Annotated in this window: 11 protein-coding genes and 2 tRNA genes; 1 reads left to right on the top strand and 12 read right to left on the bottom strand. The window is 34.8% G+C overall.

Going from position 1 to position 11,451, the window contains the following annotated elements:
- Positions 1 to 260: 260 nt before the first annotated feature.
- From AAGD99_RS01735 to AAGD99_RS01775, 9 genes are all read right to left on the bottom strand, one after another.
- Positions 261 to 1,280 (bottom strand): IS110 family transposase, encoded by a 1,020-nt coding sequence (locus AAGD99_RS01735; protein ID WP_341822222.1) that lies wholly within the window; start codon positions 1,278 to 1,280, stop codon positions 261 to 263.
- 96 nt (positions 1,281 to 1,376) lie between these two features.
- Positions 1,377 to 2,888 (bottom strand): hypothetical protein, encoded by a 1,512-nt coding sequence (locus tag AAGD99_RS01740; protein WP_341822404.1) that lies wholly within the window; start codon positions 2,886 to 2,888, stop codon positions 1,377 to 1,379.
- Between the two features lie 629 nt (positions 2,889 to 3,517).
- Positions 3,518 to 4,129 (bottom strand): hypothetical protein, encoded by a 612-nt coding sequence (locus AAGD99_RS01745; protein WP_341822405.1) that lies wholly within the window; start codon positions 4,127 to 4,129, stop codon positions 3,518 to 3,520.
- Positions 4,126 to 5,140, bottom strand: a protein-coding gene (locus tag AAGD99_RS01750; RefSeq protein ID WP_341822214.1) for an IS630 family transposase whose coding sequence is annotated in 2 segments (ribosomal slippage) — positions 4,126 to 4,674 and positions 4,676 to 5,140 — 1,014 coding nt in all. Because the reading frame shifts where the segments join, the coding sequence is not laid out codon by codon here. Before AAGD99_RS01750 ends, AAGD99_RS01745 begins: the two co-directional genes overlap by 4 nt.
- A 31-nt stretch (positions 5,141 to 5,171) precedes the next feature.
- Positions 5,172 to 5,570, bottom strand: a complete 399-nt coding sequence (locus AAGD99_RS01755; RefSeq protein WP_341822406.1) for a hypothetical protein — start codon at positions 5,568 to 5,570, stop codon at positions 5,172 to 5,174.
- A gap of 27 nt (positions 5,571 to 5,597) precedes the next feature.
- Positions 5,598 to 5,903 (bottom strand): hypothetical protein, encoded by a 306-nt coding sequence (locus tag AAGD99_RS01760; RefSeq protein ID WP_341822407.1) that lies wholly within the window; start codon positions 5,901 to 5,903, stop codon positions 5,598 to 5,600.
- 31 nt (positions 5,904 to 5,934) lie between these two features.
- Complete coding sequence (locus tag AAGD99_RS01765) at positions 5,935 to 6,405, bottom strand: hypothetical protein (RefSeq protein WP_341822408.1); 471 nt, start codon at positions 6,403 to 6,405, stop codon at positions 5,935 to 5,937.
- Between the two features lie 198 nt (positions 6,406 to 6,603).
- Positions 6,604 to 6,679: transfer RNA gene (locus AAGD99_RS01770), tRNA-Ala, on the bottom strand.
- Between the two features lie 150 nt (positions 6,680 to 6,829).
- Positions 6,830 to 7,844 (bottom strand): IS630 family transposase gene (locus AAGD99_RS01775; protein ID WP_341822214.1). Its coding sequence is split into 2 segments (ribosomal slippage): positions 6,830 to 7,378 and positions 7,380 to 7,844, totalling 1,014 coding nucleotides; the frame shifts between segments, so codons are not numbered across the junction.
- A 372-nt stretch (positions 7,845 to 8,216) separates the two neighbouring features.
- Between AAGD99_RS01775 and AAGD99_RS01780 the strand changes: the two genes are divergently transcribed.
- Positions 8,217 to 8,292, top strand: a tRNA-Lys gene (locus AAGD99_RS01780).
- Positions 8,293 to 8,779: 487 nt separating this feature from the next.
- On the opposite strand, the gene AAGD99_RS01785 is transcribed toward AAGD99_RS01780, so the two are convergent.
- The 3 genes from AAGD99_RS01785 to AAGD99_RS01795 are packed head-to-tail and all read right to left on the bottom strand — an operon-like array spanning position 8,780 to position 11,362.
- Entirely contained in the window at positions 8,780 to 10,354 is a 1,575-nt protein-coding gene (locus AAGD99_RS01785; protein ID WP_341822409.1) for a recombinase family protein, read from the bottom strand.
- Entirely contained in the window at positions 10,348 to 10,764 is a 417-nt protein-coding gene (locus tag AAGD99_RS01790; RefSeq protein WP_341822410.1) for a DUF2924 domain-containing protein, read from the bottom strand. The genes AAGD99_RS01785 and AAGD99_RS01790 overlap by 7 nt, the downstream gene beginning before the upstream one ends.
- 13 nt (positions 10,765 to 10,777) lie before the next feature.
- Positions 10,778 to 11,362, bottom strand: a complete 585-nt coding sequence (locus tag AAGD99_RS01795) for an ankyrin repeat domain-containing protein (protein WP_341822411.1) — start codon at positions 11,360 to 11,362, stop codon at positions 10,778 to 10,780.
- Positions 11,363 to 11,451 lie beyond the last annotated feature (89 nt).

Raw genomic sequence — 11,451 nt, forward strand, 5'->3', positions numbered from 1 at the left:
ATAAAAGTTCGTTATTTTACTATATTAGGTCATCATGTTGGTGATAATCATGATTACATAGTGAGTAATTGCCTACGTAGTTTTCGTCAGCATCGTGATTAACATCAGGTTGTATTTTAGCCAAGCCGCACTATACTTGTTAGGCGGAAGTGGACGGCAACATGTGTCTTACGAAGTCTATGCTTCAACCTAGGATCTTGCTTATCCCTTCCATCGGCATTGCTATCTTTACTTTACATCAAATTATCTACTTTTTGCATTTATTGATAACAGAATTCTGTTTTACTAACCAACATCCTATGCATAATTACAGACAACTTCCGCGCTACGGCAACAATTGCTTTCTTCATACCCTTCTTTTTTGCAAGCCTCAATCCCCAGCTTCTCAATTTAAATTTCCTTTTACATTTTACCAGTAAGACTTGTGCTGCTTCGTACAACACATTCCTACATTCTACTGGTCCCATTTTTGATATACTTCCATGCCGATCAATCTCTCCAGAAGCGTACTGTCTTGGGCTCAATCCCATATAGGCTCCAACTGCATAAGATGTTTCAAACCTATATGCATCATCTATCGCAGCTTTGTATGTCATTGCTACTATAATACCAACTCCTGGAACAGTAGTTAATAATTTACAATCCTCATCTTTTTTACCTTGCTCTGAGAGCATTTTGTCAAGTTTTCTTATCGATTCTTCTATTGTTTCTAAGCTATGTACTAATGCTTCAATTGAGTTCTTGCTAATTTCATCTAGCTCATTAATTATTTCTTGCACTTTTAAAATGAAACTTGTAGATCTGGCACGCTGATCAATTTTTATCCCGTATATTTTTAATAATCCTCTTATTGTTCCCTCAATTTTCTCTCTGCTACGTGTTAATTGTCTTCTGCTTCCAAGCATTATTTTAATCTGACAAGCTTCATCTGACTTTACTAATACCTCTTTAAATAGCCCAACTCTCATCATTTGTGCTATACCTCTTGCATCATTTTTATCATTCTTATTGATTCTTGCAGACAATGCTGCTGCCATATGCCTTGCATCTACACAAGTTACTGGCAATCCAAATCTCCTCAATTCTTTGCACATTGATATTGATAGTTGTCCACTTTCTATCCCTATTGCTTCATATTTTTTGCTTTGACTAAGCAAATACTCCGCTATTGTACTGCTTTCACTTACAATAACTTCTTCTTTAACAATTTTTCCTTTCTCATCAACGATACTGATAAAAGTTTCTTTGAGTGAGACATCTAATCCACTATAATATTTCATAAGACTGCTCCTACTGTAAAAGTTTAAATTATTTTTGAAGAACTAATTCTATTGAACTTGTTACTTCGTGCTAAAATAATGGAGTATGTCTCTCCATCATTCAATAGCAATTACAGTATGTGTCTTATCTAACCATTCGGACATATTCTTGTCTGGATTATGAAAATACATTCGACTTATCTCCTTATTTTCATCAATAGAAATTACTACAGTTGCATTCTGACTTAATGGCCCCTCATTTAATCCATCACATTCACTAATGAGCGATTCATGAGAGTTCTTAATGTCTTTGATAAATTGAAGTTTTTCTTTTTCTGCTGAAAGATAACCTTTGTGTTGTATATCATAATTGGTCCCTTTGTACTTAAATTGCAACACTCCTGTAAACTCTGTGTATTCATCGCCTTTTTGTTCTTCTTCTGGTTCTGGATTCGTGCGGTTTTCATTTGCCTCTTCTTCAGACTTACTTCTGCTTATAAGCGTCTTATCTAGCTGTTTGAATATATTTTTGTCGGAGTTTTGAAAATATATTCGACTTATCTCCTTATTTTCATCAACGTAAATCGATAAAGCTGTATTCTCATTCCCCAATCCATCACATTCACTAACGAGCGATTCATGAGAGTTCTTTATATCTTGAATAAATTGAAATTTCTCTTCTTCTGAAAGGTCCTTGCGGTATATACTATAAGTTGTACCTTTGTATTTAAAACTAAACATCGATCCACGGTCTTTATATTCATCTAGTCCAGAATTCTTGACACATTGTATAATTTGAAATTTTTCTTCTTCTGAAAGATCCTTGCGGTATATACTACCAGTTGTATCTTTATATTTAAATTTAAACATCGATCCATGGTCTTCATATTCATCTACACCCATCTGCTTGCAAATAGCTTTATAATTTTTTTCTTCTACCTCAAGTCCAATTGCATTTGCCATCAGCTGACCATTTACAAAGTCCAATTCTCTTACTTTTGCTTCGGAAAGCTTAAATTGAAACACATGACCGAATTCATGAGCTAAAACGTTGTCCGTATAAACATCTTTATAGAGTAATACGCTTTCTCCATTTGTCATCCCACCAGAAGTATTGAGCGAAGATTGACTCCATGAAAACTTAGGAACCAAAGTGCCATATCTCCTATAATCATCTCCATTATTAAAAATATAGGTATGCACAGTAACTTGAGTATCACTATCCATACAAAACTTTGCTTTATATGCCTCATAGGCATTTTGAATATCAAGCTTTATTTGATCTTGCTCCCGTTGCGATACATTGTCATAATGTATTACGCAATTCAACTTTCCATATTCAAAATTGAATTGATTAGGTAATACATCTTGTAATCCTACGTATTTTGTATTCTCACCAAAGTTTTTTGATTGTGCAGTTTTATATAAATTATTACGGTATGTAATAGAGTTTCCGTTAGGCAACTTAGGTATCTGCGCAATCGCTGTTCCATTACTATCATAGAAGAAAATATCAGAATCACCAATCCTAAAATCCTTTATAGATTGCCCGCAAGTGCCATCATTTGCACAATCGTGATGATTTGGGTCAGTCTTCTTATAAAACCATGCATTAGTGTATTTTCCCATTTTGATACCTCACTACCAAACCTTACTATATTATTATCTTGGTAAAAATCATAATAATTCGTTAACTTGTATTTTAAATCTGTATATCAAGTGTACTTTTCTCATAAAGTGCCAATTGTGAAGCTAATGAACTTTATTTGTTTAAAATTTTGCTGAAATAGCTCTTTTTATACTATGTTTTATATAGCTAAACTGACTTAGATTTACCGACAATTTGAAAAACGACAAATTCGTCATCCCGCTACTAGTTAGCGGAATCTATGCCGAGATACCGCGAATGAATCGCGGTATGACGGTTCGCGGCGGGATGACGATAAGCTCGTCATCCCGCTACTTGTTAGCGGCTGAGAGATACCGCGGCGGTATGACATAGGAAAACCTTTCTTAGGTTAGCTATAGTTCGCTATATTATGTGATTTTATTTTTAGCGTTGCTTCTTATATTATGTGATTTTATTTTCCATAATGTATATTATGTAATTTTCAATGCTAATAAAACTACTTCCCAACCTTTTAAACAGCAACTTGTCGAACCTCCAGATTAGTACTTAAGAGAAAGTGTTAAAGTATCTCTTTAAGTATTATATATTAGTATTTGGAGATCATACTTATTATAGATCTCCAAAGTACTCATAACGCGTTATGAGCAACACTCGCTACTTTGTTTGAGTCTGGTTCATCTAGTTTATTACTAGGTTTTAATACTGCATATGTAATGCCACCAGCAACAATTCCGACTGCCAGCGCAGCAGCTACAGCTATGCCAACTATAGCTAATACTGATAATTGAACACCAGCAGCAAAACATCCACCACCGACTACCAATGCAGCTATAACACCACAAATGATATCAATTTCTAAAGACTTACGTGCTTCTTTATCAGGATCTCCTTTTACAGCAGCTTGAAAATTTCCATCATCCTTCAAAGTGTTTGTTACTGCAGTTCTTAAATCTTGATTGCCTACTACAGCTTCTTGTAACCCTTCATTACCTGCAACCTCAGTTACTAGTGTATCTTTCTTTGCACCAGTAAGTAACTGAGCAGCTACATCCTCATCTGATGGACTTTCTCCATCTTTATCAGGCTCTCCAAGTTTACAATCATCTTCATCCATAGTTTGGATTGCTGCTTTTCTCAAGTTTTTTATATCTTCATTACTTAAATATTCAGCGATTTTTAAATTGAATGGACCCTCTTTCCGCATAAAACCATCAAAATGTCTAGTAATACCAAATCTCATAAATAAGTAGGCAAATAACTCACAGAACAAATGGTTTTGATCGAACTTTCCGTAATATTACGAATGAATGCACATACAGTATCCTCCAATAAACTAACAGAGTCATATATTCTATTTTTAATGAGATTGTCTTTCAAATATTGCCATAAACGCTCTACTGGATTTAACTCTGGTGAATATGGAGGTAAATAGATTAAGGTAATATTTTGTGGTATTTTTAAACCTTTGGATCTATGCCATCCTGCACAATCCACAACAAGAAATGCCTCCCTTGTTCCTAAATATTGTGACATCTGCTCAAGGAATATATTCATACAATCAGTATTGACGTTTGGTACGAATAAGCTAGAACTCTCTCCATTTCTAGGATTAACTGCACTATAGAGATAAAAGTTTTGCCTACCTAATTTTACCTTAACCTGTGTCCTAATGCCTTTTTTAAACCACCCGTGTCCAATCTTTGAATGTGTGCCAAACCGCGACTCATCGAAGAAAAATAGCTCTTTTTCGGGATACGTGACAATAGTTTCATTAAGATTTTTTTTTAAACTCTTCTTGTTTATTTTTATCCTGTTTATTGTGCACAGGCCTTGGAGTAATATACGAAAAACCTAACTTTTGCATCAGTCTATGTGCTGTAGACTTACTTACCTCAATAGAAAACATTTTCTCAATTATGATTTTTAATTTCTTAGCCGTTAGGTTGGCTCCTTCTTCTGCTATGACATTTTTAATTTCTTCTTGCTGCTTGTAGCTCAACTTCGGCTTTACTCCACGTCCTGGTTGTATTTTAAACGCATTGACTCCTCCTTCCTTAAATCTTGTAATCCACTTCATCAATGTAGTTCTAGTAATTCGGTATATTTGAGCAACTTTTGTTATTCCATATTCTTTTGCAGATATTATTGCCTGTAATCTTCTTCCTATCTCTCCTCTTATGCCGTGCTTCTTTAATTCCAGGTTACACTTATTATATAATTCTTCTCCTATTGCTTTACTTTTTCCTGCCATAACTCCCCACTAATTCTTAAATTATTCTATTTTAGAAATTTTTCTTTATTCGTCTATTTATTTTTAGGAATTGGTATAATCTATCTCCTTCTAAATTGTGTACTAGGATTGGAAGTCGATCTTTCAACGCTTCATCAAAAAGAGTGTTTAAAATTTTCTCATCTGCATCTTTTATTAATTCTACAAACTGATCATTGCTTATTGTCTTGATAGCCTCCAGAAACTGATTCATTTTAAGGTGAGGGAAAATTTCTTTTACTTGGTCTAGATTTAAGTCTTTCACTAGGTTTGTAAGCTGATTTTTATCTAAAAGAGGAACAATTATTTGTAACTTTTCTGGATTTAGTTCCTGAGCAAGGGTTTTTAGCTGGTGATTGGTTAGATGATCCACTAAAGCTTGGAGAGCCTGATAAAGATGGAGAAAGTCCATCAGATGAGGATGTAGCTGCTCAGTTACTTACTGGTTTGAATTTAGTTCAGGAATTATTTTTTGCAGCTGCTCATTCGTTAAATTCTGTGCTAAAATCTGGAGTTGATTTGAATTCAGTTCAAAAATTATTTTTTGCAGTTGAATAGGTATATCAAGTAACATATTATTCACTATTTCCTTTATTTCCCCTGCATTACAAGGTGCTACGTTTTTTTGCAGCGCTGTATTGTAAGGTGAATCGATAATATTTCCTTTTTTATCTGAGAAATAGTATTTACCACTTTCGTCTCGCGTTACGTATTGATACGATACAGCTTGTGCAAGAAAACCCACACTATTGTACCTTCCACTGTTATCTCCTACACTAGTTATACCAAACTTCGTTATTGGGAAGACAAATAGAATATACGATAAATTCACTTAAACCTCCAGTTATAGGCGGAAAGCACTCTTTTTCATTTGTCTCATTATTATTGAGAATTGGTATTACTACGTTTACTAGCTGATCATTAAGGTATATAAGAGAATTATTAGTGGCATCTCGGTTATACCAGTTATTAGCGTTCAGACTTTGTCCCGATTCATTAAGACAAGTATACATTCCATTATGAAATTGACAGAAGTTTACGTTTAGTGTTAGCACCTCTTCACTTTTATCATTCAGCGGTATAAAAGCAAGTTTAGCAATTTTGTATGGTCTACTCACATCAGCATTATCTCTGCCAGAAAAAGAGGTTCCTAAACAAACATTTTTGCCTGGATAGCATGTCATTCCTTCGCTTATCACAAGAGACTTTCCAGGTACCATCTTAAAAACATGCTTTTTTCCACTCATAGGCATTACCAATAAATTAACTGTTAGTATTCTAACATTTATTGATTAATTTATTATTAAATTGGTATATATTAGAATTATAATAACAAATATTACTTGTATAGAGAAAAGTTACGAAAAGAAATAGGGATTTTTAGGAAAGTAGATTAAAATAAGCTGTTTTGACAGGTTTTGTGGCGTGCTAGAGCTAATATAGACTGGTGGAGGCAAGCGGGATCGAACCGCTGACCTTCTGCGTGCAAAACAGATGCTCTACCAGCTGAGCTATGCCCCCAATTCTTGCTTAAAGCATAAATCACTCAGGCTGAAATGCAAGAAATATTTATCTGTTATAGCTAAACTAACTTAGATTTACTGACAATTTGAAAAACCGTCATTCCGCTACGTGTTAGCGCCGCGGCGGTATGACGTGTTATACCAAATCTCATAAATAAGTAGGCAAATAACTCACAGAACAAATGGTTTTGATCGAACTTTCCGTAATATTACGAATGAATGCACATACAGTATCCTCCAATAAACTAACAGAGTCATATATTCTATTTTTAATGAGATTGTCTTTCAAATATTGCCATAAACGCTCTACTGGATTTAACTCTGGTGAATATGGAGGTAAATAGATTAAGGTAATATTTTGTGGTATTTTTAAACCTTTGGATCTATGCCATCCTGCACAATCCACAACAAGAAATGCCTCCCTTGTTCCTAAATATTGTGACATCTGCTCAAGGAATATATTCATACAATCAGTATTGACGTTTGGTACGAATAAGCTAGAACTCTCTCCATTTCTAGGATTAACTGCACTATAGAGATAAAAGTTTTGCCTACCTAATTTTACCTTAACCTGTGTCCTAATGCCTTTTTTAAACCACCCGTGTCCAATCTTTGAATGTGTGCCAAACCGCGACTCATCGAAGAAAAATAGCTCTTTTTCGGGATACGTGACAATAGTTTCATTAAGATTTTTTTTTAAACTCTTCTTGTTTATTTTTATCCTGTTTATTGTGCACAGGCCTTGGAGTAATATACGAAAAACCTAACTTTTGCATCAGTCTATGTGCTGTAGACTTACTTACCTCAATAGAAAACATTTTCTCAATTATGATTTTTAATTTCTTAGCCGTTAGGTTGGCTCCTTCTTCTGCTATGACATTTTTAATTTCTTCTTGCTGCTTGTAGCTCAACTTCGGCTTTACTCCACGTCCTGGTTGTATTTTAAACGCATTGACTCCTCCTTCCTTAAATCTTGTAATCCACTTCATCAATGTAGTTCTAGTAATTCGGTATATTTGAGCAACTTTTGTTATTCCATATTCTTTTGCAGATATTATTGCCTGTAATCTTCTTCCTATCTCTCCTCTTATGCCGTGCTTCTTTAATTCCAGGTTACACTTATTATATAATTCTTCTCCTATTGCTTTACTTTTTCCTGCCATAACTCCCCACTAATTCTTAAATTATTCTATTTTAGAAATTTTTCTTTATTCGTCTATTTATTTTTAGGAATTGGTATTAGCTATAGGCTATTGCTAAGCATTATAATAGTGCACAAATTCTGCAGGGTATATACAGTTTTCTATTTTTCTTATCTCCTTAGCGTTATACTTCACACCATCCAAATAAATCTGTGAACTGAAAATTAACAAGAAGTTTTCCTTTAAAAATTTTTTAAATTATCCATAGATTTTTTAACTAAATTATCACTAACGCAGTATATTATATAATTTATTTAACCACACATGAAAATTTTAGTTTGATTAAAACGGATAAAAACTGTATTGATGTTTAGTATAGCTGAAAAATGAAATGATCCCGTAGCTCAGCCGGTAGAGCAACTGACTTTTAATCAGTGGGTCACGCGTTCGAATCGCGTCGGGATCACCAGTCGTGTTTTACGAACTTCTCTCTATAGTAATTTACCACAACACAAAACCCGTTTGTCTAATTATTTGCCCCAAAATTCCTGTTTTCTTTCCGTAATCTGTTAATTTTCTACTATTTTTCTCAAAAAGGTAGGTACTTTTTTGCTATTTTGAGAAAAGTAAATGAGTAAATAAATGAATTTCGCGTGACGCTAAAGAGGACCTGTTTTCTCCATGAACATAGTTTATAGCTTCTTTCAATATTAAACGTAAGAAAAAATAGATTTTAGCTACTCCTGTTTGTTTAATTGAAGGGGTGCCCTCATAGTGACGCTGAACACTCAAAAAGTGTAGCTGCGACCTGCGTTCTATATCCAGCCACATAATAAGCAGCTATGCCTGCCAAATTAACGACTGTGTGGCTTGCCTAGACCGGTATTGGCTGCAACCTACTGCATATTAGCAGCACTGTTGTTGCCCAGATGTGCACTTTTTGCAGCATTTTGTATCTAAGCAACTTTTTCTGTTGAGCCGTAAAATTTCTCCAACTGCTCACTCCATAATATCGGTATCTTGGTTTTTTTGAAGTCTATCAATTTTAGGTAACGGGGTTGTGTTCCATTCAATATGTCTTCTTTCATCTTCGGTGCTAGATAATTTAGACGTAAAATGCGTTTTACATAGTCTAATCCAAGCTTCTCATGGGCACAGAGCTCGTTTATAGTTGCAAATTTTCCGCTACTTAGTTGCCTCTGCCACAAATCTGCTCTCACCAATGCTTTTAGTAATGGATTATCTACTTCCTTATCTTTCCCTTCAGGATCTATTATCATTGTTCTTCCTCCACGTTTTTTAAATTTTACTGGCATGAAAATTTTTTCTTCATTTTTGTTCATGCAGAATTCAATACCATCTTCACATACCTTTAAGTTTTTAATTACCTGACGAATTATTTTCTCTTGCTCTATCGGGGATAGATTATTCCACGTTTCTTCACTTATACCCTTCTCACAATTAAGTGGATTACTCAGTATCTGTGGCATATATTTTATTACTGTTTGTTCTATCTCACCTGCTGCAATATGACGCTGGCTAAATGTACATTCTATTCCCTGTTGATGATTTCTACAGACGTAGTAACAATAATTTCTCCTTTTCTTCTGAGTATAACATGACTTCATTGATGCTCCGCAGCTACAACTTATTATCCCCTTTAATAAATGATTTGTTGCTGTTGGACTTTTCCTACTCTCGGGATTTTTAAAAGTAGCTTGCACTTTTTGCCATAGTTCATCATCAATTATTGCTTCATGCTGCCCAGGATATAGATTTTCTTTATATTTTATACGACCATTGTAGATTGGGTTAGTCAGAACGCGATATAAATAATACTTTTGAAATGAATCTCCTCCGAAAGTTTGGCCAGATTTCTTTTTATACTTCTTTGTACAATGTCCTTCCTCATTTAATTCCCTAAGGGTTTTAATCGCAGACTTTGTCTCTACAAAACTCTCAAATATATTCTTTACTAACTCTGCTTCTTTTTCGTTCACAACCAGCTTTTTATCTTTTACATCAAATCCAAGTGGTGGCAGACCTCCTGTCCATAAACCTTTCTTACGTGATGCTGCTATTTTATCTCTTATTCTTTCCGCTGCTAACTCCCTTTCATATTGCGCAAAGCTCAGTATGATGTTTAGCATTAATCTACCTATAGGGTCTGCTGTATTGAATGATTGTGTAACTGACACAAACGTAACTTTATGTTTATCAAATAAATCCACTATTTCTGCAAAGTCAAGTAATGACCTTGATAAGCGATCTATTTTATAAATCACCACACAATCTATTGTGCCTGCTTTGATATCTCCAAATAACTTCTGTAGTGCTGGCCTCTTTAAATTCCCTCCAGAATATCCTTCATCATCATATCGTTTATCCACTGTAACCCATCCCTCTTGTTGTCGGCTTTTTATATAATGTTCTCCAGACATCCTCTGTGCATCTAGACTATTAAATTCTTGTTCAACTTTATCTTCACACGATTTACGTGTATATACTGCATATCTAATTTGTTTTAACATTGTTTCACCCCAAAAAAAACTAATCCATTCCATCTTGTTCCTGCAATTTCAGTTGCTATTGCAGATAGTGAGGTATAAAGTTGATCTTTATATGTAAATGATCTTTTCCCTCTTACTGTTACTTTATGAATTTCTCCTTTATATTCTTTTGTAAGTACTGTTCCTACCGGTAAAGCATTACCACTCCATACCTTCTTCCCTTGCTCCAATTGATTACGAAGGGAGGTAAGCTTTTTTTCCCCTTCACCCGACATACTACCACAAGCAATTTCCTGTAAACGATAAGCTACGCGCTTTATTAAAGATTTTTTGGAGTATGGTGGTGCGTCAGATTGAAATAAATCCTTCCATATTTCCCTCAGCTCTGCCAACGGTTTTCTCTCTAATGACAACACCTCCTTTTCCACCATTTCCTTCCTTTTCTCAATCAACTTCCATAACCTTCTGCTTCGCCACTAACTCTCTCATTATCTCCTCACTATTTGCCATATATGCCAGATCTATTGGCGTGTATCCTTTTTGGTCTTTCGCATTTACATCACCTCCCGCTTCTAATATCGCTCTCACGTTCCCTATTTCCCTCATAAATACCGCATTATGCAATGGCGTTCTTCCTATGTAGTTCCCAGTATTAACATTTGACCCCGCTTTTATTAGCTCCCTTACCGTCTCTTCATACCCCATTAGGCTCGCATAATGTAATGCCGTATTTCTCTTACCGTTTCTAGCATTTACATCTGCTCCTCCCCTTATCAGCACTTTTACATTTTCTAAACTTCTCGCAAATACTGCGCAGTGCAGTGGTGTATAACCCTTTTTATCTCTTGCATTGACCTCCGCTCCTTTTTTTATTAATAACTTCACTGTTTTGCAATCGGAGATTTCTACTGCATGGTGCAATACTGTTTCCCCTTCTTCATCTTTTTCATTAATATTCTTAAACGAGTTCTCTAATAATTCATAAAATGACTTATTAAAAGCTTCTCTCTTTTCCTTGCTAAACCTCATTTCATACCTCACTATAAAAACATACATAAAGTCGCCAATTTGGCTCACTTCAGTGCAAGATCAATTTCTTATGTTTACCTACACCTACC

It is taken from the genome of Wolbachia endosymbiont (group A) of Clivina fossor, assembly GCF_964026865.1.
GTDB lineage: Bacteria > Pseudomonadota > Alphaproteobacteria > Rickettsiales > Anaplasmataceae > Wolbachia.

Bases quoted from the DNA above. Each gene is read 5' to 3' on its own strand.
- AAGD99_RS01755 (WP_341822406.1), bottom strand. From the start codon at position 5,570: ATGGACTTTCTCCATCTTTATCAGGCTCTCCAAGCTTTAGTGGATCAT.
- AAGD99_RS01765 (WP_341822408.1), bottom strand. From the start codon at position 6,405: ATGAGTGGAAAAAAGCATGTTTTTAAGATGGTACCTGGAAAGTCTCTT.
- AAGD99_RS01790 (WP_341822410.1), bottom strand. From the start codon at position 10,764: ATGGTGGAAAAGGAGGTGTTGTCATTAGAGAGAAAACCGTTGGCAGAG.
- AAGD99_RS01795 (WP_341822411.1), bottom strand. From the start codon at position 11,362: ATGAGGTTTAGCAAGGAAAAGAGAGAAGCTTTTAATAAGTCATTTTAT.
- AAGD99_RS01785 (WP_341822409.1), bottom strand. From the start codon at position 10,354: ATGTTAAAACAAATTAGATATGCAGTATATACACGTAAATCGTGTGAA.
- AAGD99_RS01735 (WP_341822222.1), bottom strand. From the start codon at position 1,280: ATGAAATATTATAGTGGATTAGATGTCTCACTCAAAGAAACTTTTATC.
- AAGD99_RS01745 (WP_341822405.1), bottom strand. From the start codon at position 4,129: ATGAGATTTGGTATTACTAGACATTTTGATGGTTTTATGCGGAAAGAG.
- AAGD99_RS01740 (WP_341822404.1), bottom strand. From the start codon at position 2,888: ATGGGAAAATACACTAATGCATGGTTTTATAAGAAGACTGACCCAAAT.